At 65.7% G+C, this 26184-nt stretch carries 27 protein-coding genes and 3 tRNA genes; 12 read left to right on the top strand and 18 right to left on the bottom strand.

Annotated features, from left to right (window positions below; translation table 11 throughout):
• Position 1: 1 nt before the first annotated feature.
• Complete coding sequence (locus MRAB57_RS03690; RefSeq protein ID WP_077086354.1) at positions 2-202, bottom strand: ferredoxin; 201 nt, start codon at positions 200-202, stop codon at positions 2-4.
• 93 nt (positions 203-295) lie between these two features.
• On the opposite strand from MRAB57_RS03690, the gene MRAB57_RS03685 reads away from it, so the two are divergent.
• Positions 296-1291, top strand: a complete 996-nt coding sequence (locus tag MRAB57_RS03685) for a patatin-like phospholipase family protein (protein WP_077086353.1) — start codon at positions 296-298, stop codon at positions 1289-1291.
• 122 nt (positions 1292-1413) lie between these two features.
• On the opposite strand, the gene MRAB57_RS03680 is transcribed toward MRAB57_RS03685, so the two are convergent.
• From MRAB57_RS03680 to MRAB57_RS03660, 5 genes are all read right to left on the bottom strand, one after another.
• Positions 1414-1893: a hypothetical protein gene (locus tag MRAB57_RS03680; RefSeq protein WP_077086352.1), complete on the bottom strand. Its 480-nt coding sequence runs from the start codon at positions 1891-1893 to the stop codon at positions 1414-1416.
• Positions 1890-4334, bottom strand: coding sequence for a molybdopterin oxidoreductase family protein (locus MRAB57_RS03675; RefSeq protein WP_077086351.1), 2445 nt, complete (start codon positions 4332-4334; stop codon positions 1890-1892). The genes MRAB57_RS03680 and MRAB57_RS03675 overlap by 4 nt, the downstream gene beginning before the upstream one ends.
• Positions 4335-4374: 40 nt before the next feature.
• On the bottom strand, positions 4375-5070 hold the full coding sequence (locus MRAB57_RS03670; protein ID WP_077086350.1) for a crotonase/enoyl-CoA hydratase family protein: 696 nt from the start codon (positions 5068-5070) through the stop codon (positions 4375-4377).
• A gap of 80 nt (positions 5071-5150) precedes the next feature.
• Positions 5151-5984 (bottom strand): hypothetical protein, encoded by an 834-nt coding sequence (locus MRAB57_RS03665; protein WP_077086349.1) that lies wholly within the window; start codon positions 5982-5984, stop codon positions 5151-5153.
• A 93-nt stretch (positions 5985-6077) separates the two neighbouring features.
• Positions 6078-6800, bottom strand: a complete 723-nt coding sequence (locus tag MRAB57_RS03660; RefSeq protein WP_077086348.1) for an MBL fold metallo-hydrolase — start codon at positions 6798-6800, stop codon at positions 6078-6080.
• 220 nt (positions 6801-7020) lie between these two features.
• Between MRAB57_RS03660 and MRAB57_RS03655 the strand changes: the two genes are divergently transcribed.
• The 11 genes from MRAB57_RS03655 (at position 7021) to rplA (ending at position 11748) form a co-directional block, all read left to right on the top strand.
• Positions 7021-7093, top strand: a tRNA-Thr gene (locus tag MRAB57_RS03655).
• Between the two features lie 34 nt (positions 7094-7127).
• Positions 7128-7201, top strand: a tRNA-Met gene (locus MRAB57_RS03650).
• Positions 7202-7246: 45 nt separating this feature from the next.
• Complete coding sequence (gene rpmG, locus MRAB57_RS03645; protein WP_003898538.1) at positions 7247-7414, top strand: 50S ribosomal protein L33; 168 nt, start codon at positions 7247-7249, stop codon at positions 7412-7414.
• A gap of 58 nt (positions 7415-7472) precedes the next feature.
• Complete coding sequence (hadA, locus tag MRAB57_RS03640; protein WP_077086347.1) at positions 7473-7952, top strand: (3R)-hydroxyacyl-ACP dehydratase subunit HadA; 480 nt, start codon at positions 7473-7475, stop codon at positions 7950-7952.
• Positions 7939-8367 (top strand): (3R)-hydroxyacyl-ACP dehydratase subunit HadB, encoded by a 429-nt coding sequence (hadB, locus tag MRAB57_RS03635; protein WP_077086346.1) that lies wholly within the window; start codon positions 7939-7941, stop codon positions 8365-8367. The genes hadA and hadB overlap by 14 nt, the downstream gene beginning before the upstream one ends.
• Before the next feature lie 3 nt (positions 8368-8370).
• Entirely contained in the window at positions 8371-8871 is a 501-nt protein-coding gene (gene hadC, locus MRAB57_RS03630) for a (3R)-hydroxyacyl-ACP dehydratase subunit HadC (protein WP_077086345.1), read from the top strand.
• Between the two features lie 147 nt (positions 8872-9018).
• Positions 9019-9091: transfer RNA gene (locus MRAB57_RS03625), tRNA-Trp, on the top strand.
• Between the two features lie 143 nt (positions 9092-9234).
• Entirely contained in the window at positions 9235-9678 is a 444-nt protein-coding gene (gene secE / locus MRAB57_RS03620) for a preprotein translocase subunit SecE (RefSeq protein WP_077086344.1), read from the top strand.
• 32 nt (positions 9679-9710) lie between these two features.
• Entirely contained in the window at positions 9711-10508 is a 798-nt protein-coding gene (nusG, locus tag MRAB57_RS03615; protein WP_077086343.1) for a transcription termination/antitermination protein NusG, read from the top strand.
• Between the two features lie 28 nt (positions 10509-10536).
• Positions 10537-10965, top strand: coding sequence for a 50S ribosomal protein L11 (rplK, locus tag MRAB57_RS03610; protein ID WP_077086342.1), 429 nt, complete (start codon positions 10537-10539; stop codon positions 10963-10965).
• Between the two features lie 75 nt (positions 10966-11040).
• Positions 11041-11748 carry a 50S ribosomal protein L1 gene (gene rplA / locus MRAB57_RS03605; RefSeq protein ID WP_077086341.1) on the top strand — a complete coding sequence of 236 codons (708 nt, stop codon included), beginning with the start codon at positions 11041-11043 and terminating at the stop codon, positions 11746-11748.
• A 43-nt stretch (positions 11749-11791) separates the two neighbouring features.
• Here rplA and MRAB57_RS03600 read toward each other — a convergent pair whose 3' ends face one another.
• From MRAB57_RS03600 to MRAB57_RS03545, 12 genes are all read right to left on the bottom strand, one after another.
• Positions 11792-13414, bottom strand: coding sequence for a diflavin oxidoreductase (locus MRAB57_RS03600; protein ID WP_077086340.1), 1623 nt, complete (start codon positions 13412-13414; stop codon positions 11792-11794).
• A 118-nt stretch (positions 13415-13532) separates the two neighbouring features.
• Entirely contained in the window at positions 13533-14765 is a 1233-nt protein-coding gene (locus MRAB57_RS03595; protein ID WP_077086339.1) for an RNA polymerase sigma factor, read from the bottom strand.
• A gap of 7 nt (positions 14766-14772) precedes the next feature.
• On the bottom strand, positions 14773-15471 hold the full coding sequence (locus MRAB57_RS03590) for a YciI family protein (RefSeq protein WP_077090367.1): 699 nt from the start codon (positions 15469-15471) through the stop codon (positions 14773-14775).
• Positions 15472-15563: 92 nt separating this feature from the next.
• Complete coding sequence (gene mmaA4 / locus MRAB57_RS03585; protein WP_077086337.1) at positions 15564-16460, bottom strand: hydroxymycolate synthase MmaA4; 897 nt, start codon at positions 16458-16460, stop codon at positions 15564-15566.
• A gap of 68 nt (positions 16461-16528) precedes the next feature.
• Positions 16529-17404, bottom strand: coding sequence for a cyclopropane mycolic acid synthase family methyltransferase (locus MRAB57_RS03580; RefSeq protein ID WP_077086336.1), 876 nt, complete (start codon positions 17402-17404; stop codon positions 16529-16531).
• A 157-nt stretch (positions 17405-17561) separates the two neighbouring features.
• Positions 17562-19043, bottom strand: a complete 1482-nt coding sequence (locus tag MRAB57_RS03575) for a flavin-containing monooxygenase (RefSeq protein WP_077086334.1) — start codon at positions 19041-19043, stop codon at positions 17562-17564.
• Between the two features lie 167 nt (positions 19044-19210).
• Positions 19211-20074 carry a cyclopropane mycolic acid synthase family methyltransferase gene (locus tag MRAB57_RS03570; protein ID WP_077086333.1) on the bottom strand — a complete coding sequence of 288 codons (864 nt, stop codon included), beginning with the start codon at positions 20072-20074 and terminating at the stop codon, positions 19211-19213.
• Positions 20075-20141: 67 nt separating this feature from the next.
• A complete protein-coding gene (locus MRAB57_RS03565; RefSeq protein WP_077090366.1) occupies positions 20142-21002 on the bottom strand; it encodes a cyclopropane mycolic acid synthase family methyltransferase in 861 nt (286 codons plus the stop codon).
• 97 nt (positions 21003-21099) lie between these two features.
• Positions 21100-22011: an alpha/beta fold hydrolase gene (locus MRAB57_RS03560; protein WP_077086332.1), complete on the bottom strand. Its 912-nt coding sequence runs from the start codon at positions 22009-22011 to the stop codon at positions 21100-21102.
• Positions 22011-23357 (bottom strand): ABC1 kinase family protein, encoded by a 1347-nt coding sequence (locus tag MRAB57_RS03555; protein WP_077086331.1) that lies wholly within the window; start codon positions 23355-23357, stop codon positions 22011-22013. Before MRAB57_RS03555 ends, MRAB57_RS03560 begins: the two co-directional genes overlap by 1 nt.
• Before the next feature lie 83 nt (positions 23358-23440).
• Positions 23441-24007, bottom strand: coding sequence for a DinB family protein (locus MRAB57_RS03550; RefSeq protein WP_077086330.1), 567 nt, complete (start codon positions 24005-24007; stop codon positions 23441-23443).
• A 72-nt stretch (positions 24008-24079) separates the two neighbouring features.
• The gene (locus tag MRAB57_RS03545; RefSeq protein WP_077086329.1) at positions 24080-26161 is read right to left on the bottom strand and encodes an adenylate/guanylate cyclase domain-containing protein; all 2082 of its coding nucleotides are present in this window, start codon (positions 26159-26161) and stop codon (positions 24080-24082) included.
• Between the last annotated feature and the right edge of the window lie 23 nt (positions 26162-26184).

The following is a 26184-nucleotide window of genomic DNA, read 5'->3' as shown; positions in this document are numbered from 1 at the left end:
GCTACTCGCCGCCGAGCTTGTCGACGATGATCGCCTGCACCGGGCAGGCCGCCGCCGCGCGCAATACCCGCAGGCGCTGCTCGTCATCCGGGTTGGGGTCGTAGCTCAGGGCCTCTTCGCCGTTGAGCTTGAGCACCTCCGGCGCCAGCGGCACGCAGTGGGCGTAGCCCAGGCAGCGGTTCAGGTCGACGACGATGCGCATAGCGACCCCGATCCTCGAAACTGAAGATCCGACGTTGGGAGCGTACCTCTAGATGGCCTGCCGTATCGGACTCGCGGAGGGCATGCTGGGGCGATGAGCAAACCTGTCGATCTCGTGCTCTCCGGCGGCGGAGTCAAGTTCATCGGCCTGGTGGGTGCGATCGTGGCGCTGATGGACGCCGGGTATTCGATCCGAAGGGTGTCCGGCGTTTCGGCCGGCTCGATCGTCGCGGCGGTGTTGGCGGCCGGGACCACCGAGAACCGGCTGACGGGTGAGGAGGTCAAGGAGCTCGCCTTTTCGGTGCCGCTGCACAAGTGGCGCGACGCGGGACCGGTGCCCCTGCTCAGTGCCGCATGGGGACTTGTCCGCGATACCAGCATTTTTCGCGGCGACGTCGCCTACGACTGGATCCGCGGCGAGCTGAAGAACCTGGGCGTGAGCACCTTTGGCGATCTGATCCTCGACGAGGACTATCTACCCGAGGGGCGGCGCTCCAAGCTGGTGGTGACCGTCGCCGACCTGACCGCCGCGCAGCTGGTGCGGTTGCCGTGGGACTACCGGCGGCTCTACGGCCTGGATCCCGACGAGCAGCCGGTCGCCGAGGCCGTGCGCGCGTCGATGGCGATCCCGTTCTTCTACCGCCCGGTCAAGCTGAAGAGCCGCAGCGGGGAGACGGCCACCCTCGTCGACGGCGGGGTGCTGTCGAACTTCCCGATCGACACCTTCGACCGGCCGGACGGAAAATCGCCGCGCTGGCCCACATTTGGGGTCACGGTGTTGCCGCGCCTCACCGAGGGACTCGGGGCGGTGATGCCCGCGCTGAAGCCCCTGCGCTTCTTCGAACAGACGGCATTGCTGGAGAGCCTGGTCACCACGATGCTGACGGGCCACGACCAGACCCATTTGAATCAGCCGTGGGTCGCGTCCCGCGCGATCGCGGTCGAATCGACGAACGTGGGCGTGCTCGATTTCGACATTTCGCGGGGCCGCCTGGAAGAGCTCTACGACAAGGGCTACGAGGCGGCGCAGGACTTCCTGGCGACGTGGGACTGGAAGACGTATCTCAAGCGTTTCCGCTGGACAGGGTGACTTATCGGGGCCGTCCAAAGGTGAAGTGACGACGTGCCGGCGGCGTGCCACACTTCGCAGTGGAGGAGGCGACAAAGGGGGTGAGGCGGTTGCCCGGGCAACCGCGTCGCCTTCTCCGAAGGTCAGTTCATCAGCACTTGGGGTGAGAGCTCCTTGAGCATCCCGTTGGCCCAGCGCATCTGGCGCAGCGTCTGCGGATGGCAGCGCGACGTCAGGTCCAGCAGTTCCTGATCCTTGGCGGCCTGAGCGCCCTGTCCTAACAGCTCCCAGTCCAGAGACACCCCGGCGGCCAGCCGATGGATCCGCCGCAGGTCGGCGAGCAGCATCAGCGAGGGTTCGGGCCGGTGCCGCAGCATGTCGCTCATCCGCGACTGCAGGAAACCGGTGCGCGCGCTCGTGCGCGGTTCGGCGGACAGGCGCAGACCGTAGTGGCGACCGTGCTTGGCCAGCTCGCGCACGTGCTGCTGCGACCAGCCGGCCATGTCCGTGGCCAGGTGACTGACGTCTTGATCGCTGTGGTGGCGCGCGGCCACCACGTGGAATTCGTGGGCCAGCTTGCGTTCGGAGCGGTGCAGCTCGCGGATCGCCATTCTGAGCTTCACGGCCGGCCCCCGGCGGTCACGACTTCGGTGACGGCAGCGGCCGCGCCGCCCACGGTGCCGCGTACCCGCCCGTTCACCGGCGCCGACGCGGTCGTGGTCGGCGCCGACTCGACGCCGTTGCCGTTGCGCCTGCTGCGCTGCAGCCGGGCGGCCGCAGTTTTGTAGATCGGCTGCTTGGACACCGGATCCCAATCGGTGAGCGTCAGCTCGTTGCCGGCCCGGCGATGGGATCTGTCGTCGGTGTCCCAGTAGCCGTAATGGAACGGCACGAACAGCACACCGTCGCGGATGCCGCAGATGCGGACGGGGCAGGTGATGCTGCCGCGCGGCGTGCTGATGTCGACCAGGTCGCCCTCGCCGATGCCAAGGCGGCGCGCGTCGCCCTGCGAGACCTCCACCCATACGTCGGGTGCGGCGTCCTGAAGTTGCTGCGCCCGAGCCGTTTTCGTCCTGGTATGGAAGTGGTAGACGGTGCGGCCGGTGATCAGCGCGAAGGGGTACTTGGAGCTGGGTCGCTCATGGGGCGGAACATATTCGGCCGCCTTGATGATGGCCTTGCCGTCGGGGTTCATCGACCGGTATTCGTCGGGCTGCAGCGGCGCCCCGGTGATCAGGTCCTTGCCGTACGCCTCGCAGTACTCCGGGTGAGCCCAGAACTTCGCATCGGTGTAAAGGCGCTCGGTTCCGTCGGGATACTCTGCGTTGCAGGGCCATTGGATGCCGCTGCCGCCGCGCAGCTTGTCGTAGGTCAGGCCCGTGTAATCACACGGCCGGCCTGCGCTGCATTCCTTCCACGCCTCGAACGCCGATTCCGCGTCGGTCCACGGAGGAAACGGCTGGCCGTCCTTGTCGCGAAAGTCCATGCGGCGCGCGTAGTCCAGGAAGATGTCGAGATCGGGCCGCGCGGAACCCGGTGGCGCGATTGCCTTTTCGGACAGGTGCACGGTGCGGTCGACGTTGGTGAACGCCCCGGTTTTTTCGGCCCAGGCCGCGGCGGGCAGGACGACGTCGGCCAGCGCGGCGGTCTCGGTCATGAAGATGTCCTGCACCACCAGGAACAGCCGCTCCTGGGCGAGGATGTCGCGGATGCGCGCCAGCTCGGGCAGTGACACCGCGGGGTTGGTCGCGGTGACCCACAACATCCGCAGCGTCCCCTCCTCGGCGAACCGGAACATCTGCATGGCGTGTGTCGGCGGGGCGTAGTGCGGAATTTGCAGCGGCTCCAGGTTCCACAATTCGGCGAGCTCGTCGATGTGGTTGTCGTTGGACCAATTCCGGAAACCGGCCAGGTCGCCGTCCGCCCCGCACTCGCGGGTGTTCTCCGCGGTCGGCTGTCCATTCATCTGCAACACGCCGCAGCCGGGTTTGCCGAGCATCCCGCGCAGCAGGTGAATGTTGTTGACCTGCACGGCCGCCGCGGTGGCCTGGTGCGATTGGTAGAAGCCCTGCAGCACGGTGGACAGCAACCGCTCGGCGGTGCCGATGAGTCGCGCGGCACTCCGGACATCGTCGGCATCGACGCCGCAGATCTCGGCGACCCGCTCCGGCGGGAACTCTTCGACCCGGCTGCGTAGCTCGTCGAAACCCACTGTGTGAGAGTCGATGTAGTCCTGATCAATCCAGCCGTGGGCGATGATCTCGTGCAGCAGGCCGTTCATCAAAGCCACGTTCGTACCCGGCACCGGCGCCAGGTGCACGGTGGCCTCCCGAGCGACCGGTGTGAGCCGGGGGTCGACGCAGACGATCGCGGGAGGCGCATCGCCGGCCAGCCGGTCCAACATCCGCGCCCACAGCACCGTTTGTGTTTCGGCAACGTTGTGGCCGAACAGGGCGATCACGTCGGCATGGTCGACGTCGGTGTACGAGCCCGGCTGGCCGTCGCAACCGAACGATTCCTTCAGCGCCTCGGCCGCGGTCGCCGTGCACAACCGGGTGTTGCCGTCGACATGGTTCGTGCCGATCGCGCCGTGCGCGATGGCCCCCTGCGTGTAGTACTCCTCGAGGAACAGCTGCCCGGAGGTGTAGAACCCAATCGAGCTGGGACCGAAGGTGTCGAGCAAATCTTTGCTGCGGGACACGATCCGGCCCATCGCGGTGTCCCAGTCGCACGGCCGCAGTTCGCCTTCGACCCGGATCATCGGGGTGGTGAGCCGGTCTCGGGAAGCGTTGGCCTGCCAGCCGAATAGATCCTTGGGATCGAGCCGGCCGTGGTTGACCCGGTCAACCGCGCGGCCACGCACTCCCACGATCCGGCCGTCCTTGACGGCGATGTCCAGGCCGTCGCCATTGGAATGCAGCACCGCCGCCGACTGCACCCACCGGTCCACCGACTCGGGCGCGACTCCGTCGGCCAGGTAGGTGTCGACCCGCTCGGGCCATCGCGTGCTCGGCCCGTAGGGAGTCCGTGTTCCCCAGGGATTGGCGATGCGGTCAATCGGCACGCCGGTGACGTACCCGGCCGATGGTCGCCGAAACGATTGGCTACAGCCCGAACTCGGCCTCGATGCCGTCGATTCCGGCACGAAGCCCCTTCAACGCGTCGGCACGGGCGCGAAGCTTGGTTGCCACATGCGCGTGCTGGTGCAGCCCGGCGAATTCCCGGGCGGCTTCTTCGGCCCGGCTCAGCACCATCTCGGGCAACACGATCTCGTCGACGAAGCCGGAGGCGACGGCGGTCTCGCCGAAGAACGACTTGGCCAATCCGGTGGCCTGCTGGTACGCCGACTGCGTCAGCCGCAGCTTCAGGATCTCCAGGGCGGCATAGGGGATGGTCATCCCGATCGCCACTTCGTTGGCCTGAATGTTGTAGGCATGCGCGGCCACCCGGTGGTCGCCCGAGGACAGCAGGAACGCCCCCATCGCGATGGCGTGACCGGTGCAGGCCATCACCACCGGCTTCGGGTAGGACAGCAACCGGTAGGCCAACTCGAAACCGCCCCTGAGCATGTCGATGGCGGGCTGCACCTCACCGGAGGTGAGGATCTTCAGGTCGAACCCGCCGCTGAACACCCGCTCGTTGCCCGCGATCACCAGCGCCCCGACGTTGTCGCGGTCGGCCTGGTCGATCGCGTCATTGAGCGCCTGCTGCATCGTGGGGCCCAGCGCGTTGACTTTGCCGTCGTCCATCCGGATCAGCGCGATGGAATCCTCGTGGCTGTAGTTGACCGGGCCGCTCATGGGCACTCCTTTGGAAACGGGCGAAACGATTGAATCAGGTTGACCCCGGCCGAATTTACGCGCCGGCGATCAACCGTTCGTCACGCGGGCTGGCCGGGATGCTGGTTCAGATCGTCTTCGGCGTTGCTCCAGCGCAGCCGGACATCGGTGGGTGCGTCCAGCTGCCGGGTGCGCCACCTGTCCTGAGTTTCGGCCACCGCCTTGTTGATTCGTTCGATCTCGCTGCGGAACACCTCGGGACGGGTTTCCTTGCTGGCGTAGTGGAAGTAGGTCAGCAGGCCGCGCAGTAGCTCCAGCTTCTGCTTCTCCCGCTTCGCCAGGTCGTGCGTTGTCATCAACTCGATGCGCTGCACGGGTGGCAGGGCATCCCAGTCCAGCACCACCTCGGTCTGCAGCGCCGGCCTGCCGCGCTCCCAGAACCGCCAGCCGCGGGGCGCTTCCGGGCGGTCGTAGTAGTTCACCGTGCCGGTGAAGCGGGACTCGATGCCGGTCCCGATTTCCTTGCGGTCGAGCGCCGAATCCCACACCATCCGCCACTCCTGGCCCGGCGCGAGCACCGGCAATTCGCGGGGGAGTTGTAGTTCGGCGACGTCGGCGTAGCCGTCGGTGGAATTTTCGTATTCGGCAACCGTCGGCGGATTCGCAAATGCGAATTGCACGTTGTACGCCGCGGTCCGGCCGAAATTCTTGACCACCAACTCGATCACATGCCAATCCGCGGCATGGGGCTCCATCAGCATGCCGACGTGGGGCCTCGTCTGTTCGGTCGCGGCCCGGCGATTGCGGTTGATCTGGTGATTCGTGAAAACCAGCGTGATGATGGCGAGCGCGATTGCCGCCCACGCGGCCCACGCTATCCAGGTGCCGGACCCGACATCGGTAACTTCGTGCCAGCTACTCTGGACCCACCCCATTGAATCAATCCTCCCGCTTATCTCACAGCGATCTTCGTGCACATTTTGCTGACTGCGGAATAACAATGGCGCAAACGTTGAAACGCCGCTGAGTCAGCCGCCCATCAACATTCGCCACTGGTCAAGGTTAGCGGCTCGATACACGTAATTGGAACGCTTGACCTCCGATAGCGATGCGCTCGGATCCTCGGAATACCAATGGCCGGGAAACACCGTCGGGTCCCCCGGAAGGGTGGCAAGGTGCTGCAGGCTCCGGTACATCTCGTCGGAATCGCCGCCCGGGAAATCGGTGCGCCCGCAGCCGTCCAGGAACAGCGTGTCGCCGGCGACCAGCCGGCCATCGAGCAGAAAGCACTGGCTGCCGGGCGTGTGTCCCGGAGTGTGCAGCAGCTCGATTTCGATATCGCCGATGCTGACCTTGTCGTGATTTTCGTGCGTGGTGAGGTCGCCCGTGCTGACCCCGGTGACCCTCGAAACCCAAAGCGCCTCATGGGTATTCACGTGGACCGGCACGCTGACCCGCTCCAGCAGGTCGGCCAGCCCGTTGAGTGCGAAGCCCATCATCTCGCCGCCCACATGGTCGGGGTGGTGATGGGTCACCAGCACGCCGGACAGGCGCATGCCGTCAGCCTCCAGGGCGTCCACGAGTTCGCCCGCGGCGTACGCCGGGTCGACCACCACGCAATCCTTGGTCTCCCGGTCGCCGATCAGGTAGGCGAAATTGCGCATCTGCGTCGCCATCATGTCGCCGGCGGCGAAATCGCGACCGGAGAGCAGTTGGCGGAAGTAGAGCCGGTCCGCTGACGAATCTGACACGTCGACCAGACTATGACCCGCCCGGGCGACCTCACAGTTCGGGCATGACGAGCGACGCGAAAACGGCCGTCTGGCCGACGTCCTCAGCGCGTGGGAACCTCTCTGCAATGAGGAGACCGTCTGATCCGTCGCCGCTGCGATCGGTGTGGTTTGGTGCCGTTGCGCGCCAGCCTGTACCCTCTTTTAGGCCCGAGCTGTGACTGGTTACGACGGGTGAAAGGCCCCCTTAGCTCAGTCGGTAGAGCGTTTCCATGGTAAGGAAAAGGTCAACGGTTCGATTCCGTTAGGGGGCTCGGCGGACGCCGAGCAGGCTGGCGGAGCACCAGAGGCGATGTAGCTCAGTCGGTTAGAGCGAACGACTCATAATCGTTAGGTCGCCGGTTCGAGTCCGGCCATCGCTACAACTGAAACAACGCGACGTATACGACAGATTTGAGAGAACGGTCATGGCTTCCAGTACCGATGTGCGGCCCAAGATCACCTTGGCATGCGAGGTGTGCAAGCACCGCAACTACATCACCAAGAAAAACCGACGCAACGACCCCGACCGGCTGGAGCTGAAGAAATTCTGCCCCAACTGCGGCAAGCACCAGGCGCATCGCGAGACACGCTAACTACCTGCGATCGTTCAGCCCCCCCTAAACGCAGAGTGAGCAGGTAGGTTCGAGAGCCGTGTCGTTGTCCACAGACCTAGTCGGGATGCACTACCGCTACCCCGACTACTACGTGGTGGAGCGGGAGAAGATCCGCGAGTACGCGGTGGCCGTCCAGAACGACGAAACCTTTTTCTTCGAGGAAGCCGCCGCCGCCGAGCTCGGCTATCCGGGTCTGCTGGGCCCGCTGACATTCATCTGCGTATTCGGGTACAAGGCACAGGCGGCGTTCTTCAAGCACGCGAACATCGCGGTCGAGGACTCCCAGATCGTGCAGGTCGACCAGGTGCTTATCTTCAAAAAGCCGATCGTGGCGGGGGACAAGCTGCATTGCGATGTGACCGTCGATTCGATGCGTGAATCGCACGGCACGCAGATCATCGTCACGAAGAACGTCATCACCAACGAAGCCGGTGAGGTCGTTCAAGAGACCTATACGACCCTGGCGGGCCGTGCCGGCGAGGATGGAGAAAAGGGATTTTCTGATGGCGTTGCGTGAGTTCAGTTCTGTGAAGGTGGGGGACCAGCTCCCGGAGCGGGTCTATCCGTTGACCCGCCAGGATTTGGTCAACTACGCGGGAGTCTCGGGCGACTTGAACCCGATCCATTGGGACGACGAGATCGCCCAGGTCGTCGGGTTGGACACCGCGATCGCGCACGGCATGCTGACCATGGGCATCGGCGGGGGTTACGTCACCTCGTGGGTCGGCGACCCGGGCGCGGTCACCGAGTACAACGTGCGGTTCACCGCCGTGGTGCCGGTACCCAACGACGGCAAGGGCGCCGAGCTCATCTTCACCGGCCGGGTGAAATCGGTGGAACCGGAGAGCAAGACGGTGACCATCGCCATCTCGGCCACCACGGGTGGCAAGAAGATCTTTGGTCGCGCAGTCGCGTCGGCAAAGCTGGCGTAGCCCATGGCGCTCAAAAACGATATTCGCGGGATGAGCTGGGTGTACCCGGACTACTTCGAGATCGGACGCGAGCAGGTGCGCGCCTTCGCGCGGGCATCGAAGTGCGAGCATCCCGCGCACTTCGACGAGGCGGCCGCCGCCGAACTGGGTTACCAAGGCATTGTGGCGCCGCTGACGTACGTGTCGATCCTCGCGAAAATCATCCAGGACGACTTCTTCCGCAACGTCGACCTGGGCATGGAGACCATGCAGATCGTCCAGGTCGACCAGCAGTTCGTCTACCACAAGCCCCTTCTTGTCGGTGACAGACTGTTCGGCCGCATGACCGTCGAGTCCGTGAACGAGCGCTTCGGCGCCGACATCGTCGTCACGAAGAACACGTGCACGGACCAAAACGGCGAGGTCGTTCTGAGCGCCTCTACCACCCTGATGGGACACGAGGGTGACGACTCCATCCAGCTCAGATGGGACAAGGAAACCGGGCAGATCGTCAGAACCGCGTAATTAGTATCTGACTCCTGCACCGATGTACACTCGGACCTCGGGGTTTTCCCATTACAGCGCGCTGTCCGGTTCGGCCATCACCGAACGGGGAGCGCGCGCGTCATGTAGGCCCCGGTAGGTAAGCGCAGGTTGGCCTGCCAACCGCGAAGGGGCGTAGCTCAACTGGCAGAGCAGCGGTCTCCAAAACCGCAGGTTGCAGGTTCAAGTCCTGTCGCCCCTGCAGAAGCGCACGTCCGACGACGATGCAGGCCCCAACCGGCCTGACGAGAAGGCGGACAATGATTACGTGCCATGCTGGACACTGAGGTGCCCGACAGCCCGGCACGGATCGCGGGATAAAGCTAGCGAACAAAGGAGCGTGCGGTGAGCGACGAAGGCGATGTTGCCAACGACGCCGCAAGCGACGGCGGCGACGCCGAGGAAAGCCGCGAGAGCGGTGGTCGTACTGCCGTGGTGACGCGGCCGCAGCGCCCGACGGGCAAGCGGTCTCGGCAGCGCACGGCAGAGGCCGACGACGACGCGTCGGACGACGTGGAGTCCGCCAAGGAGGACAGGGCCAAGAAGGCCCCGACGGCCAAGCGGGCCAAGAAGCCGAAGAAAGCCGGCGACCGTCGGGCGAACCCGTTCGCATTCGTCTTCAACTACATCAAGCAAGTCGTTGCAGAGATGCGGAAGGTGATTTGGCCGAACCGCAAACAGATGCTCACCTACACCTCGGTGGTGCTGGCCTTCCTGGCCTTCATGGTGGCGCTGGTCGGGCTCGCCGATCTGGGCCTGACCAAGCTGGTCCTGTTGGTGTTCGGCTGAGCTTGTGCAAGTAACAGAGAGGACTGAAAACCGTGACTACCTTCGACGGTGAACCGTCCGCGGGTGAGGCGGTCGACGTGGAGGAGGCCGCCGAGGCGGCCGATACCTCAGCAGCGCCCGAGTCGGCCGAAGCCGCCGCAGAGCCGGCCGATGCAGCTGCAGAGCCGACTGAGGCAGCCGCAGAGCCGGCCGAGGAGGCCGAGGAGGAAGACCCCGCCGCCGCGCTGAAGGCCGACCTGCGCAGCAGGCCCGGCGACTGGTACGTCATCCACTCCTATGCGGGATACGAGAACAAGGTCAAGGCCAACCTCGAAACCCGTGTGCAGAACCTGGACGTCGGTGACTACATCTTCCAGGTGGAAGTGCCCACCGAAGAGGTCACCGAGATCAAGAACGGCCAGCGCAAGCTGGTCAATCGCAAGGTGCTGCCCGGTTACATCCTGGTGCGCATGGACTTGACCGACGACTCCTGGTCCGCGGTGCGCAACACCCCGGGCGTCACCGGATTCGTCGGCGCGACCTCGCGCCCGTCCGCGCTTGCGCTCGACGACGTGGTGAAGTTCCTGCTGCCGCCCGCGGCGGCGAAGAAGCCGGCCAAGGGCGCGGCCACCAGCGCGGCCGCCGCCGAAACGGGTGGCGTCGAGCGTCCGGTTATCGACGTCGAGTACGAGGTCGGCGAATCGGTGACGGTCATGGACGGACCGTTCGCCACGCTGCCCGCCACGATCAACGAGATCAACGCCGAGCAGCAGAAGCTCAAGGTGCTGGTGTCGATCTTCGGCCGTGAAACGCCGGTCGAACTGACCTTTACTCAAGTCTCCAAGATTTAGAAAACCCAGGAAGGAACGCACAAATCTCATGGCCCCGAAGAAGAAAGTCGTTGGGCTGATCAAGCTTCAGATCCAGGCGGGGCAGGCCAACCCTGCGCCGCCGGTCGGGCCCGCGCTCGGCCAGCACGGCGTCAACATCATGGAGTTCTGCAAGGCGTACAACGCCGCGACGGAGTCCCAGCGCGGTCAGGTGATCCCGGTGGAGATCACCGTCTACGAGGACCGCAGCTTCACCTTCGCACTCAAGACGCCGCCCGCGGCCAAGCTGCTGCTCAAGGCCGCCGGCGTTGGCAAGGGTTCGGCCGAACCGCACAAGACCAAGGTCGCCAAGGTCACGTGGGATCAGGTCAAGGAGATCGCCGAGACCAAGAAGTCTGACCTCAACGCCAACGACATCGACGCTGCCGCCAAGATCATCGCCGGAACCGCCCGGTCGATGGGCATCACCGTCGAATAGGTACGAATAACCCCAAACCGTGGGAGGGCCAGCTTCGGCCCGCTAACCACGACCCAACACAGATTGGATTAGCAAGTGAGCAAGAACAGCAAGGCATACCGCGCCGCCTCCGAAAAGGTGGACCGCGACAACCTCTACACCCCGCTGGAGGCGGCCAAGCTCGCCAAGGAGACGTCGTCGACCAAGCAGGACGCGACCGTCGAGGTGGCGATCCGGCTGGGCATCGACCCGCGCAAGGCCGACCAGATGGTCCGCGGCACGGTCAACCTGCCGCATGGCACCGGTAAGACCGCCCGCGTCGTGGTGTTCGCCGTCGGCGACAAGGCCGAGCAGGCCACCGCGGCCGGTGCCGACGTCGTCGGCAGTGACGACCTGATCGAGAAGATCCAGGGCGGCTGGCTGGAATTCGACGCCGCGATCGCGACCCCGGACCAGATGGCCAAGGTCGGTCGTATCGCCCGCGTGCTGGGCCCGCGCGGCCTGATGCCGAACCCCAAGACCGGCACCGTCACGCCCGACGTCGCCAAGGCCGTCTCGGACATCAAGGGCGGCAAGATCAACTTCCGCATCGACAAGCAGGCCAACCTGCACTTCGTGATCGGCAAGGCGTCGTTCGACGAGAAGAGCCTCGCGGAGAACTACGGCGCCGCGCTCGACGAGGTGCTGCGGCTCAAGCCGTCGTCGTCGAAGGGTCGCTACCTGAAGAAGATCACCGTGTCGACGACCACGGGCCCGGGCATTCCGGTGGACCCGTCCGTCACGCGGAACTTCGCGGAGGCGTAATCCGCCGGGGGTGCCGTGCTGCGGCGACCCGATCAACCGGCGGCTAGTAGACGTCGCGCACGTAGCGGTGGCTCTTGATGAGTTCGTTGACGTACGCGTGCGCGGCATCCGCATCCATCCCGCCGCGCTCGGCCACCAGGCCGCGCAGGGTGCCATCTACGTCCTTGGCCATGCGCTCGGCGTCGCCGCACACATACACGTGCGCGCCGGCCTCGAGCCAGTCGAACAGCTCCTTCGACCGCTCCCAGATGCGATGCTGCACATACTGTTTCGGGTCGGCGTCGCGGGAGAACGCTAGATCGAGTCGCGTCAGCGCACCCGAACCGAGGAAGCCTTCGAGTTCGTCGGCGTAGAGGAAGCTGCCGGCCCGGCGCCGCTCGCCGAAAAACAGCCATGATCGTCCCGGCGCCGTGGTGGCCTGGCGTTCCTGCAGGAAGCCCCGGAACGGCGCGATGCCGGTCCCCGGGCCGATCATGATGATCGGCACGTCGTCGGCGGGCAGCCGGAAAGAATGGTTGGGCCGCAGGTGCACCCGCACCGCATCGCCGCGGTCCGCCAAAAATGTCGAGGCGACCCCGCCGTGCGAACGGTCGGCGGAGCTGTAGCGCACCGTCGCCACCGTCAGGTGGACGTGGTCGGGGTGCACCAGCGGGCTCGAGGCGATCGAGTAGTCGCGAAACTGCAGCGGTCGCAGGGTGTCGACGACCTCGTCCACGGTCAGCTCGCCGAGCCTGATCAGGTCGAGCACGTCCTTGCCGTACAGCCACGAACCGGGCGCGGCGACGGCCTCGGCGGTGAGCGCGGCGGCCGCGTCCGAGTCGCGCGTGCGCGTCGCCGCCAGCGCCCGCAGCGCCCGCGACGGCGCGCGGATCTCCAGCCGATGCGCGAGCAGGACGCCGAGCGGTTCGTCATGGTCCAGGACGGCATGATCGGGGCCGACACCGAGTTCGGTCAGGATCGCGTCGATCAGGGCGGGGTCGTTGCTGGCATGTACGGCGATGGAATCGCCTGCGCTGTAAGAGATTTCAGCGCCCGTGAGGTCTACCTCGTAGTGGCGAACCTCCTTGTCGGAGCCGGCCGCGGTGAGGATGCGGTTGACGACGATGCGGGCGTCGAACGGGAGATTGCGGTCGCGGCTCGGCGGGTCGGCGTCCGCCGGCGACGTGACGGGCGCGGTCGCGACAACCGTCGGGGAGGGTTTGACGTGCTCGGCCACCACCTTGACGACATCGGTGGTCCAGGCCGCGGCCGCCTGGGTGTAGAGGCCGTCCACGTCGACGCGGTCGGTCAGCCGGGTGGCGCCCAGCGCCTCGAGGCGTTCGTCCAGGAGCCGGCCGGCGTTGCAGAACAGGTCGTAGCTGCTATCGCCGAGGGAGAGCACCGCGAACTTCAAATGCTCGAGGCGATCGGCCGATTCGGCGCTGATCGCCTCCCAGAACACCAGGGCGTTGTCGGGAAATTCGCCCTCGCCGAATGTCGAGGTGACCACCACGAGGTGGGTCGCCGCCTGCAGCTCGGCGAGTTCGACCTGGTTGAGTTCGATCGCCTCGGCCGCAACGCCGAGGGCCTCCTGGCAGGCCTCGGCGAACGTCATCGCGGCGTCTTCGGCGTTGCCCATATCGCTGCCGAAGCCCACGATCAGCGAGAAGTCGGAGTGGGCGGTCATGCTGCTCCCCTCGTCGCGAGACCTCGTCCAATCGACCGAATAATATGGTAAGGCTAACCTAACATACGTGAGCCGGGAGGATGATCCTTCGGCGGTCGAACGGGCGTCCCGGGGTGGGCTATGCGCCGGCGGTGCATTCGTCGATGCGACGCCGCAGGAACGCGCGGCCGGGTTCGGAACCGCCTGCGTCCAACGCTATTTGGTACCAGGCGGCGGCGTCGGCGGGGGGCCCCGCCCGCCGCAGCAGGTCCGCGCGCACGGTGGCGACCAGATTGGAGCGGGCCAACCGCGGGTCACTCGCCACGGTGTCCAGGGCCGCCAGGCCGACCTCCGGGCCGTCGCGCAGGCCCAGCGCCAGCGCGCGGTTGGCGCGCGCCACCGGCGACTTGGTCAGCCCGACCAGCCGGTCGTAGGCCGCACAGATGGTGACCCAGTCGGTCTGCTCCCAGGTCGGCGCGGTCGCGTGCAGCGCGGCGATCACCGCTTGGGGCAGGTAGGGGCCCGGCGACCCCTGCGCCCGGCGCAGCCGGTCCAGCCCGCGGGCTATGCGGCCCCGGTCCCACTTGCCGCGGTCCTGCTCCTCGAGCGGCACCAGCATCCCCGCGTCATCCATCCGCGTCGCCCGTCGCGAATCATGCAGCAGCATCAACGCCGCCAGGGCATGCGCTTCTCGCTCGTCGGGCATCAGCGCGCACAACTCGACGGCCAGCCGAATTCCCTCGTCGCACAGTTCATCACGGATCGCCGACGGGCCCGCCGTCGACCAATAGCCCTCGGTGAAGACCGAGTAGATGCAGCCGAGCACGTGCGGCGTCCGCTCCGCCAACAGCTCGGCGGGGGGCACCCGCAGCGGGATGTTGGCGTGCCGAATCTTGTTCTTGGCGCGCGTGATTCGCTGGCCGATGGCCGCGTCCGCCTGCAGCAGCGCGCGGGCGATCTCGGCGACGGTCAAGCCGGACACCAGCCGCAGTGTGAGCGCCAGTTGCGACGGCCGGTCCAGCGCGGGATGCGCGCAGGTGAACATCATCCGCAGTTCGTCATCGCGCACCGGGTGCGGGTCGGAACGGTCGGTGCGTGCCCTGATGTCGTCCAGATAGCTTTTCAAGGCAGCCAATTCCTTTCCGGGACGGACACTTTCGCGGCGCAGCCGATCGCGGGCGCGGTTACGGGCGACGGTCATCAGCCACCCACCGGGGTTGTCGGGTATGCCGTCGCCCGGCCAGCTGCGCAGCGCCTCGGCGCAGGCCTCCTGGACGGCGTCCTCGGCGACGGTGAGGTCGCCCGACCACCGCGCGAGCGCGGCGACGGTGGGGCCCCATTCCCGACGGAAGACGCCGTCCAGGTTGGTCATCGGGTCGTTAGAGCGCCGAGACTCCGGCCAGCTGGCGAACCTGCACCGTCGAGGCGGGGATCATCGATGCGATCTTGATGGCCTCGTCGCGATCCGCCGCACCGAGCAGATAGATCCCGGTGGCGATCTCGGCGCCTTCGACATACGGCCCGTCGGTGATCAGGACCTCGCCGTCGCGCACCCGCAGGGTCGTCGCCGTGGTCCGGTCGTGCAGCGCGGCGCCGCCGACGATGTGATCGCCTGCGGCCGCGTGCAGCTCCGCGTGCTTCGCGGCGACGGCTTCCCATTCCGGCGTGCCCGGCGTGTGGGCGGTGGCGGGCGGCTCCAGCAGCAGCGCGAGCCAGTCGTTGCCGGTCAGCTTGCGGGACAGCTCAATTGAGTGGACCGCGGGCCACACTTCGACCGCGCCGAACGTGGCGAGCGGGATGTCGCGGGCCAGCGCCAGCGCCTCGTCGAGGTTTTCCGCCTCGAACACGTAGTAGCCGCAGGCCACCTCGGCGGCCTCGGCGAAGGGGCCGTCGGTGACCATCGGCGCATCCGGGCCGCCGGTGATCACTGCGGCGGTGGCGGCCGGTGCCAGCGCGTCGCCGGACTTGATCGCCGGTCCGGCCTTGGCGTGGAAGCTCTCCCATGCGGCCATCGAGGCGGCCGCATCGTCGGGCGTGCGGTCTTGTTCCTTACTGATCAACAACGCGAAGTACTGCATGTTCGTCACCTCCGGTCGTGAGCGAAGCCTCGCGCTCCACTCTCTACCCATTCGACGAACGGCGCAGCCCTAATCCGACACGGGCGTGCAGACTACTTCGAGGCGCCCGGCTTGAGGTAGGTGACGAGGCTGACGTCGAGCATCTCGTCGCTGAAGTAGTGCTCACAGCCGCGCAGGTACTTCATGTAGCGGTCGTAGACCTCTTCAGAGGTGACCTCGATGGCCTTGTCCCGGTTCGACTCGAGCGTGTCGCCCCAGATGTGCAGCGTCTTGATGTAGTGCGGACGCAGCGAAAGCGGTTCGGGCACAGTGAAACCCGCCTTCTCGCCGTGCTCCACCATCATGCCCGTGGTCGGCAACCGGCCGCCCGGGAAGATTTCGGTGACGATGAACTTGATGAACCGCGCCGTTTCGAACGTCAGCTTCTTGCCGCGAGCGGCCATGTCGAACGGGTGGTAGCTGACGCTGCTCTGGACGGTCATCCGACCGTCCTCGGGCATGATGTTGAACGTCCGCTTGAAGAAGTCGTCGTAGTTCTCGTGCCCGAAATGCTCGAATGCCTCGATCGACACGATGCGGTCGACGGGCTCGGTGAAGTCCTCCCAGTTCTGCAGCCGCACCTGACGAGTGCGATCGGTGTCGACGCCGGCCAGCAGCTGCTCGGCCCGGGCGTGCTGGTTCTTGGACAGCGTCAGGCCGATGACGTTGACGTCGTACTTCTCAACGGCGCGCTTCATGGTGGTGCCCCACCCGCACCCGATGTCCAGCAGCGTCATGCCCGGCTTGAGGTCCAGCTGGTCCAGGTTGAGGTCGATCTTGGCGTACTGGGCCTCTTCGAGGGTCAGGTCCGGCGGCTCGAAGTAGGCGCAGCTGTAGATCCGCGACGGGTCCTGGAACAGGCCGAAGAAGTCGTCGGAGACGTCGTAATGCGCCTGGATGTCTTCGGAGCGTGTCCGGATCTTCGTCGAACTGCTCGGTTGCTCACTCATCGTTGACTTGCTCCCCTGAACTGACTGCTGAAAACACCCTAAAGCACCCTACTTCCCCCGACGAAACCTTACTTTTCCAGGGTGAACTGATTGCAGTCGACATACCCCACCCGGAAGCCCTTCGCGCAGCCGGCGAGGAACTTCATGTACCGCTCGTACACCTCTTCTGACTGGATCTCGATGGCTTCGTCTTTGTGTGCCTCGAGGGCTTCGGACCACAGGTCGAGGGTCCTGACGAAGTCGGGCTGCAGCGACTGGATGCGGGTCACGTTGAAACCCGCCTTGGCGCTGTGCTCCTCGACCCTTTCGATCATCGGCACCCGCCCGCCCGGAAAGATCTCGGTGACGAGGAACCTGATGAAGCGGGCCATCTCCATCGTCACCGGTATGCCGCGCTCGATCGCTTGCTTTCCGTGCAGCCCGGTGATCGAGTGCAGCAGCATCACCCCGTCGATGGGCATTGCGGTGTAGGCGAATTTGAAGAAGTCGTCGTAGCGGTGGTAGCCGAAGTGCTCCAGCGCCTCGATGACCACAATGCGGTCGGCCGTATCGGTGAAGTCCGCCCAGTCGCTCAGCAGCACCCGTCGTGAGCGAGCCGATTCGATACCGTCGAGCACCTGCTGGCAATAGGCGTGCTGGTTCTTGGACAGCGTCAGCCCGATGACGTTGACGTCGTACCTCTCGACGGCGCGCTTCATCACCGAGCCCCAGCCACAACCGACATCGAGCAGGGTCATCCCCGGCTCTAGCTTGAGCTTGTCCAGCGACAGATCGATCTTCGCGAGCTGCGCTTCCTGCAGCGTCATGCCCTCGCGCGGAAAGTAGGCGCAGCTGTACGTCCGGCTGGGGTCCACGAACAATGCGAAGAACTCGTTGGACAGGTCGTAATGGGCTCGGACGTCGTCGACGTTGGTTTTCGTGATCTGGGCTGAACTGCTGGACATAATGTCCCCCCGCTAGGTTTGGCACCCTCGCAAGGCAACCATCCCGGCGACCCTACACCGGTCCCGGCTCATCTCCCGTATTTGAGAGCGAGCCCCGCCGTTTTTCTCGATCGGAGACCGGCGGCTATCAGTTGCTGTGCGCCGGCCACTCATCCGGTCAGCGAAACCGGTAATCGCTCAATGGGAATCGTGACCCCTCCCGGATCGCGTTGCGCGTCGACGTGGGCCGCAGCAGCGTCGCCTCGCCGTCGGGGTTGAAGTAGTAAGACCGCGAGTTGGTGCACTCGCCAAGGGTGAAGAGAGACTTCTCGAGGAGCTTGCCCACCCGCTCCTTGAACAGCGCATTCGCTTCCTCGGTCACCTCGAATTCGGTTGCTCCGGTGCGCCGAAGTTCTCCGAACAGTCGGTCTATGTGCCGCATCTGGTACTCGATGCTGTTGAAGTAGGAAAAGCCGGAGAAGTGGTAGGGACCGCACATGGCGATGTAGTTCGGGAAGTACGGAATCGATACGCCCTGGTACGCCTGAAACGTGTTCTCGCGCCACCACTTTCCCAGGTTGCGGCCCTTGCGCCCGATCACTTCGATGGCGGGGAAGTTGGCGTCCCAGAGATCGAAACCGGTGGCCAGCACCAGGGTGTCGATGACGGTCTTGTGCCCGTCGGCGGTGACGATGCCGTCGGGCTCGATCCGTTGGATGCTGTTGGTCTCCAGATGCACATGCGGCTTGGTCAGGGTGGGGTAATAGTTGCTGGACCACGTGGGCCGCTTACAGCCGAAGTCGTAGTCGGGAGTGAGTTTGCGACGCAGTTCCTTGTCGCGGATCGCGATGAAGCGGTTGATCTTGGCGAGGTCGGCCATGGCGATGTCGAGGCGCCGGAGCCCTTTGTGGTGCAGCGCGGTGGCCAACGCCAGCTCGAAAAGGGCGTCGGTCATCAGGCGGAAGAACCGCTGCACCAGGGGTACCTGGGCGAAGATCCATTGCAGCCAGACTGGGATCTTCATGTCGATCTTGGGGATCACATGTGTCGCGGTGCGTTGGTACACGGTCAGGTCGGCCGCCTTGGCGGCCAGTTCGGGGATCAACTGCACGGCGGTCGCACCGGTGCCGATGATTCCGACGCGATGCCCGCTGAGGTCGTGGCTGTGATCCCACGCCATGGTGTAGATGACTTTGCCCGCGAAGCTCTCGAGCCCGGGGATGTCCGGTGCCTTCGGTTGTGACAGCAAGCCGGTCGCGGTGATCAGGAAGCGTGTCTTGAGGCTTTCGCCGTCCGCCAGCGTCACCTGCCACAACCGCTCGTCCTCGTCCCAGCGGGCGCACTCGACCGTCGAGTTGAACCGCATGTAGCGGTGCACGTCGTACTTGTTGGCGACGTTGTCGGCATACCGCTGCAGCTCGGCGCCCGGCGGGAACAGCCGCGACCAGTGCGGATTGGGCTCAAACCAGTACGAATAGGTGGTGGCCGGAATGTCGACGGCCAGCCCGGGGTAGCTGTTGACGTGCCAGGTCCCACCCAGGTCGGCCTCGCGATCGAGAATGACGATCTTTTCGTATCCGAGCCGCTTGAGCTGGATGGCAGCGCCGATGCCACCGAAACCCGCACCTACGATGACGACGTCGAGAGTGTCCATGTCCATGTCCGTACTAGGCGTACTTTCGCGGCGGCTGACCCACTGGCACTCCGGCTGCCCCCACGGCGAATTCGATCAGTTGGCATTTTAGTAAAAACGTCGCCGCGCCGCCCGTCATGGCATGGGCACGGCATGTCGGGCTCGGTCGCGATCCCGAATCAGACGCAGCTGCGCTACTTCTCCAGCGTGAACTGGTTGACGTCGATATATCCGATCCGGAACGCGTTCGCGCAGCCCGTCAGGTACTTCATGTAGCGCTCGTAGACCTCTTCGGATTGGATCGCGATGGCCTCGTCCTTGTTTGCCTCGAGGGCCGCGGCCCACAGGTCCAGGGTCCTGGCGTAATGCGGCTGCAGCGACTGGCGCCGAGTCAGCCGGAAGCCGACCGCCGCCGAGCGCTGGCCGACCATCTCGATCGACGGCAGCCGCCCGCCCGGGAAGATCTCGGTGACGATGAACTTGATGAACCGTGCCATGTCGAACGTGAGCGGGATGCCGCGCTGGATGCACTGCGTCCCTGTCAGCCCGGTGATCGTGTGCAGCAACATCACGCCGTCGGCCGGCAGCACGTGAGAGGCCATCGTGAAGAAGTCGTCGTAGCGATCGTGGCCGAAATGCTCGAAGGCGCCGATCGACACGATCCGGTCGACGGGCTGGTCGAACTGCTCCCAGCCATTCAGCAGAACCTGCTTGCTGCGCGGGCTGTCCACCTCGTCGAACGACTTCTGCACGTGCGCGGCCTGATTCTTCGACAACGTCAGGCCCACGACGTTCACGTCGTACTTCTCGATGGCGCGCCGCATGGTGGCGCCCCAGCCGCAGCCGACGTCGAGCAGCGTCATGCCGGGCTGCAGGCCCAGCTTGCCCAGCGCGAGGTCGATCTTGGCGAGCTGCGCCTCTTCCAGCGTCATGTCGTCGCGCTCGAAATACGCGCAACTGTAGGTCTGGGTCGGATCGAGGAAGAGCCGGAAGAACTCGTCGGAGAGGTCGTAGTGCGCCTGCACGTCGGCGAAGTGGGGCGTCAGCTTCTTGGCCACGGGCGATACTGCCTTCCTCGCCGCATCACCGCGCCGCGACCGCGGCTCGCGGTCCGGGACACGGTGATTACTTCGTCAGGGTGAATTGTGCGACGTCGGACAGGCCCTTGCGGAACAGGCCCGCGCAGCCGATCAAGTAACGCATGTAGCGGTCGTAGACCTCTTCGGACTGGATTTCAATAGCGCGGTCGCGATTGGCCTCCAGATTGGCCGCCCAGGTGTCCAGCGTCCGCGGGTAATGCGACTGGAGCGATTGAACGTTCTCGATCGAGAACCCGCTGGCCTGTGAATAATCCCGGATATCGGGCTCGCCACACATCCCGCCGCCGGGGAAGATTTCCTTCGCAAGGAACTGAAAGAACCGCAGATCGCTCATGGTCACCGTGATGCCGTGCTCGCGCCAGTACGTCTGCGGTTGGGTGAATATGGAGTGCAGCAACATCCGGCCGTCGTCGGGAAGGATCTCGTAGGCGCGGTCGAAGAACACGGGATAGCGTTCCTTTTTGAACGCGTCGAAGGCCTCGAAGCTGACGATGCGGTCGACCTTCTCGTCGAATTCCTCCCAGCCCTGCAGCCGTGCCTCAGCGCGGCGGTTCGTGGGAACCTTGGCCAGCCTGGCTTTGCTGAGCTCATAGTGATTGCGGCTGAGCGTGATACCGATGACGTTGACGTCATACTTCTGCAGCGCCCGAACCACCGCGCCGCCCCACCCGCATCCGACGTCGAGCAGCGTCATCCCGGGCTCGAGATTCAGCTTCTGGAAGGCCAGATCCAATTTGGCGAGCTGCGCCTCTTCCAGCGTCATGTCGTCGCGCTCGAAGTACGCGCAGGTGTAGACCATGTTGGGGTCCAAGAAGAGCGCAAAGAACTCGTCTGAGATGTCGTAGGTCGCCTGCGACTCTTCGAAATACGGTCTCAACTCGGCCACCACAAGATCCTCCCAGAAATAACGCTACAACCCCGTCAGACCCCGCGGGAAATGTGCGACTTGATTGCTGATGCCAAAGCCGTCCGCTCGACTCTGGTCAGCCGGCTGCGGCGAAATTGCCTGTCAATACGCCGACCACCCGGTCCCAAACCTGCTCTGGCAGATCATGACCCATCCCGTCGAATAACACCAATCGTGCGCCGTCGATTGCGCGCGCGATCGCGCGGCCCCCGAACGGACGCATCAGCTTGTCCGCGCGGCCGTGGATCACGACCGTCGGCGCGGCGATGCGCCGGTCGTGGTGCGTCAGGCTGCCGCTGGCCAGGATCGCGGCGAACTGGCGGGCGATGCCCTGCGGGTAGTAGTTGCGGTCGTAGCCCTCGGCGGCCTCGGCGCGGACCTGCTCTTCGGGGATGCGGTAGCCCGGGCTGCCGATGATCCGGCTGACCCGCACCGCGTTGTCCAGGATGACGTCGCGCGGCGAGTCCGGTGGCGGACCGATCAGCAGCGATAGCAACGCACGGGGAGCCGGCGGCGGCAGGAGGGCCGAATTGTTGCTCGAGAAAAGGATTCCCAGCGATTTGGTGCGCTCGATGAACTGCCCGGCAAAGGCCTGCGCGATCATGCCGCCCATCGACGCCCCGACGATGTGGGCGGCCTCGATGTTGAGGTGATCCAGCACGGCCGCGGCGTCGCCGGCCATGTCCTCGAGCGTGTAGGCGGCCCGGCTGGGCAGCCCGACGAAGGACCGGAGCAGCCGGATCACCAGCGGCTGCCCGGAGCTGCGGCGCTCGCTCTTGCTGGACAGCCCGATGTCCCGGTTGTCGAAACGGATCACGCGAAAGCCCTGGTTGACCAGCTTCTCGCAGAACTCGGTCCGCCACAGCAACAGCTGGGCGCCCAGCCCCATGATCAGCAGCACCGGCGGGTCGCCGGCGTCGCCCATGTCCTCGTAGTAGAGCTTCAGGTCGCCGGACCCGGATGTCGCGTAGCCGGTGCGGATCTGCACTAGGTCTCCAGGTCGGTGTCGTGCTCGCGGCTGACCTCGACCATGAAGTTCGCGAAGTAACCGGTCAATTGCGGGTCGGACATCATCTGCCACTTCGGCGCCAGCAGCTTCATGTACCGCTCTACGTAGAGGAACTGCTTGCCGATCAGCACCAGCTCTCGGGGCAGCTTCACGTCGTAGGCGTCGGCCAGCGTCGACAGCTGCCTGCCGAGGTCGGCGTACGACATATCGCCCAGCGTCGACATGGTCAGGGGGGTGGCGAAGCGCTCCAGGTCCTTGGCGGCCTCGGCCTCGGGCTTCACGGTGCCGACGGCGCCCATCAGGACGACGATCTTGCCTGCCGCGGCGTGGTCCTTCTTCACCAGCAGCGCGTAGACGAGTTCGCGCAGCAGCCAGCGGGTGCGCGGGTCGATGCGGCCCATGATCCCGAAGTCGAAGAACACAATGCGGCCCTGGTCGTCGACGTACAGGTTGCCCGCGTGCAGATCGCCGTGGAACAGCCCGTGCCGCAGCCCGCCCTCGAACAAGCTGAACAGCAGCGCCTTCACCAGTTCGGTGCCGTCGAACCCGGCCTTGCGGATGGCGGCGAGGTCGTCGATGCGGATGCCGTGCACCCGCTCCATCGTCAGCACCCGGTCGCTGGTGAAATCCCAGAACACCTGCGGCACCCGAATGTTCTTGCCGAGCGGTGACGGGTGCAGGTGCGTTACCCACGCCTCCATGGACTGCGCCTCGAGCCGGAAGTTCAGCTCCTCGGCCAGGTTGCCGGAGAAGTCGGCGACCACGTCTTGCGCCGACAGCCGGCGGCCCAGCTTGGCCAGCTCGACGGCCTGGGCGAACCGCTTCAGGATCTGCAGGTCCGCGGCGACCCGGCGGCGGATGCCCGGGCGCTGGATCTTGACGACGACGTCCTCGCCGGTGTGCAGGGTGGCGTAGTGCACCTGCGCGATGGACGCCGAGGCGAACGGCTCTTCGTCCCACTTGGCGAACAGCTCGGACGGCTCACCGCCGAGCTCCTCGGCCAACAGCTTGTGCACCTCGTTGGAGTCGGCGGGGGGCACCCGGTCGAGCAGGCCGCGGAACTCACGCGACAGCGACTCGCCGAACGCGCCGGGACTGGACGCGATGATCTGCCCGAACTTGACGTACGTCGGCCCCAGCTCGGCAAACGTCTGCGGGAGCTGCTTGATGACCTTTTGGTTCAGCGGGCCCTTGCCCGGCAGTTTGGCGACGACGCGAGCGGCCGTACGGGTTACCTGCCAACCAGTCACGGCCATGCGGGCCGCTTCGACCGGCAACGGGACCCGGTCGAGCTTGGCTACCTCGCGGTGCTTGGTAGAACTCATCCCAGCAGTCTGCCAAACCCGCGGTGCCAACTCCCAATTCCTGTGAGCCCGCTCGCAGGCTCTTTATCCGCCTTCCTGCGATTTCATGCCTTTTTCCATGGGGTGACCCAGCCTTCGATGTCCCAGCCCTCCAGCCCGGCGAGCAGGTCGTACATCGTCGCTCCGTCGATGGTTTCCCGGACGATGTCCGCGTGCCCCGCGTGGCGGGCCAACTCGTTGATGACGTGCAGGATCACCCAGCGCACCGACCAGGCGTCCAGGTCTTTGGGGAACCACGGAACGTCGTGCGGGACGGGCACCGCCGCGTCGAGGTCGACGGTCTCCACCAGCCGCAGCGACTCCGCGTTCTGTTCCGCGAAATCCCGCAGCAGCCCGTCCAGCGTCTCGTCGGGCCGCATTATGTGCTGGTCCGCAAACGCGCCGGCGTCGAACGGCCGGGGATCTTTGGGCGCCGGGTCCGGCGCGGCCGCGACCCGGCTCATCCAGCTGTGCTGCATGCGGGTGACGTGCTTGACGAGCCCGCCGATCGACAGCGCGCTGGCCGACGGGGAGGACCGGGCCTGCTCGTCGGTGAGGCCGTACGACACGGCGAAGTAGGCGCTCTGGTGAAAGGCCAGGTACTCGCGCAGGGCGCTGCGCTCGTCGGCCACGGGCGGTGCGAGTGCGGGCATGGGGAAATCGTAGGACCGGGGTCTGACATCCGACCTCGGTCCACGTCGTCGCTAGGGCCGTAGCTCGTGCAGCACACAGAACCGGACCGGGTAGCGCTTGCCCTTGACCTTCACCCAGCCGCCGCTGCTCACCCGGGCGGCAGCACCGAGCGTCGCCGAGGTGGTGGGGCCCAGCACCACTTGGCCTGGCTGAGCCACACTTTGTAGTCGCGAGGCCAGGTTTGTGGTGTCCCCGATTGCGGTGAAGTGGCGCATTTCCGCGGCACCGATGTTGCCCACCAGCGCGGGCCCCGTGTTGATGCCGACCCGGAAGCGCGGCCAGTCAGGGTGTCCGGCGGCGGCTTCTTCGGCCGCGACGTGCAGCGCGAGCCCGGCGCGCGCGGCCCGCAATGCGTGATCGGGCTGGTGCACGGGAGCACCCCAGATCGCCATCACCGCGTCGCCCAGAAACTGCGTGACGGTGCCGCCCGTCTCCAGGATGACCGGGACGGTCGCGCCGTAGTAGGTGTTGAGCATGGTGACCACGCGGTCCGGAGAGGTGGTTTCCGCAAACGCGGTGAAGCCATGCAGGTCGGCTATCAACACGGTCACATCGGTAATCGCGCCCCCCAGCCCCGCCTGGTCCGGGTCGGCGAGCAGCGTCGTGGCCACCGCGGGCGACATGTAGCTGCGGAAGAGGCCGTCCAGGTTTTGGTAAAGCCGGGCGTTCTCTAACGCGATCGAGGACTGAGTGGCGAAAGAGCGCAGCAGCGCGACGTCGGCATCGGCGAAGGCGCCGCCCCGCCTTCGAGCCTCGATCACGCCCGTGACCTGGCCCTTGACTATCAGGGGCAGATCGAGGGCACCGTCCTCGTTCGGTCGTCTGGCGTCCGCGGGTCCCTCGTGCGCGCAGGCCGCTCCATTCGAGAAGCTGAGCTCACCGGCGCGCACGAGGCCAAGTCGAAATTCGTCGCCGGGAAAGGCGTCGCCGATGGCCGCCATCACCCGTCTGAGTAAGACGTCCTCGTCCTGGATGACGCTGGACTCCCCGCCGACCGCGACCAACGTGCCAAGCTTGCGGACTTGCTCCCGCTCCGCGCCGAGCGCCTCGGCGCCGCGTTTGAGGACGGCCACCTGCTGGTCGGACAGTTCGAACTGGTCGGCGAGCCGGGCCGCGACGGCGTCCGGCTGCACCTGCTCACCACGCTCGCGGCGCTCCAGCACGTCGACCATCGCCTCTAACGCCGCGGAGTAATCGCGGCGCAATTCGGCGATGGTCTGTTGGGTGGCAAGCGAATCGAACAGCCCCCTCGTCGTGCCTTCGCGATTGAATTGGATCCGTGCGCTGTAGGCGATGAAACAGAAGGCCAGCGTCATCAGCACGTGCCACAGCCACCAGGAGGCATGCCAGCTCATGCCCAACGCGAGCGCCACCGACGCCTCGCCCAGCAGCACGAAAGCCGTCAGGACCGACATCACCACCACGGCGCGACGCCGCCGATAGATCGGAAGGTAGGCGAGTGCTGCCGCGCCGAACAACGCGCCGCTGACCAGGGCGGTGACCTGCTCGGCGTGTTCGAGCCGGTCCTGATCCGGGAGCCGGTCCAGCACGCCGCACAGGATCGCGACTCCGCAGGCCGCCATCAGCGCGCCGACCAGGACCAACAACGGCCGGCGCACCGACCAGAGAAAGGCATTTCGGGCCGGGCTGAAGGTGATCGAAGAGGTCAGCGCCACCACCCCGGCCAGCATCAACCCAATGCGCGTCGGCAGCATGAATTCCGCGTCGGAGGTGTCCATCAAAACCCCGGGGGTGATCAGGGCGTGCAGCCCGAAAAACCCGGCGGTCGTGATGAACACGAGCGACACCAGCCAGAGGCGGGCATCGTCGCGGGCGCGAGCCGCCCGGGCTATCAGCGCGCCCAACACCACGCTCACGACCGCCGCGGACAGCACCAAAACGAAATGCGCGGCCCTGTCGTCCCACGCCAGGTCGACTTCGGGCTGGGCCAGAAGCAGCCACAACGCCAGCATTGGTAGCGCCATGTGCATCAGCCAGTTCACCGTGCGCAGCGCAGACCCGCGACGCAAGGCGCCGCCGCGCGTCCGCGGCAAGTGATGCAAGAAGCCCGACAGCCAGCCCGCGACATGCATGACGATGCGATACCCCCTTGTGC

The organism is Mycobacterium rhizamassiliense (genome assembly GCF_900157375.1).
GTDB classification, from domain to species: domain Bacteria; phylum Actinomycetota; class Actinomycetes; order Mycobacteriales; family Mycobacteriaceae; genus Mycobacterium; species Mycobacterium rhizamassiliense.
The sequence above is the reverse complement of the archived record's forward strand: the minus strand, read 5'-3'. Positions and strand labels throughout refer to the sequence as shown.

Bases quoted from the DNA above. Each gene is read 5' to 3' on its own strand.
- MRAB57_RS03690 (WP_077086354.1), bottom strand. From the start codon at position 202: ATGCGCATCGTCGTCGACCTGAACCGCTGCCTGGGCTACGCCCACTGC.
- MRAB57_RS03685 (WP_077086353.1), top strand. From the start codon at position 296: ATGAGCAAACCTGTCGATCTCGTGCTCTCCGGCGGCGGAGTCAAGTTC.
- MRAB57_RS03670 (WP_077086350.1), bottom strand. From the start codon at position 5,070: ATGAGCGGCCCGGTCAACTACAGCCACGAGGATTCCATCGCGCTGATC.
- MRAB57_RS03665 (WP_077086349.1), bottom strand. From the start codon at position 5,984: ATGGGGTGGGTCCAGAGTAGCTGGCACGAAGTTACCGATGTCGGGTCC.
- rpmG (WP_003898538.1), top strand. From the start codon at position 7,247: ATGGCTTCCAGTACCGATGTGCGGCCCAAGATCACCTTGGCATGCGAG.
- hadB (WP_077086346.1), top strand. From the start codon at position 7,939: ATGGCGTTGCGTGAGTTCAGTTCTGTGAAGGTGGGGGACCAGCTCCCG.
- hadC (WP_077086345.1), top strand. From the start codon at position 8,371: ATGGCGCTCAAAAACGATATTCGCGGGATGAGCTGGGTGTACCCGGAC.
- rplK (WP_077086342.1), top strand. From the start codon at position 10,537: ATGGCCCCGAAGAAGAAAGTCGTTGGGCTGATCAAGCTTCAGATCCAG.
- MRAB57_RS03600 (WP_077086340.1), bottom strand. From the start codon at position 13,414: ATGACCGCCCACTCCGACTTCTCGCTGATCGTGGGCTTCGGCAGCGAT.
- MRAB57_RS03595 (WP_077086339.1), bottom strand. From the start codon at position 14,765: ATGACCAACCTGGACGGCGTCTTCCGTCGGGAATGGGGCCCCACCGTC.
- MRAB57_RS03590 (WP_077090367.1), bottom strand. From the start codon at position 15,471: ATGCAGTACTTCGCGTTGTTGATCAGTAAGGAACAAGACCGCACGCCC.
- mmaA4 (WP_077086337.1), bottom strand. From the start codon at position 16,460: ATGAGTGAGCAACCGAGCAGTTCGACGAAGATCCGGACACGCTCCGAA.
- MRAB57_RS03580 (WP_077086336.1), bottom strand. From the start codon at position 17,404: ATGTCCAGCAGTTCAGCCCAGATCACGAAAACCAACGTCGACGACGTC.
- MRAB57_RS03575 (WP_077086334.1), bottom strand. From the start codon at position 19,043: ATGGACATGGACACTCTCGACGTCGTCATCGTAGGTGCGGGTTTCGGT.
- MRAB57_RS03555 (WP_077086331.1), bottom strand. From the start codon at position 23,357: ATGAGTTCTACCAAGCACCGCGAGGTAGCCAAGCTCGACCGGGTCCCG.
- MRAB57_RS03545 (WP_077086329.1), bottom strand. From the start codon at position 26,161: ATGCATGTCGCGGGCTGGCTGTCGGGCTTCTTGCATCACTTGCCGCGG.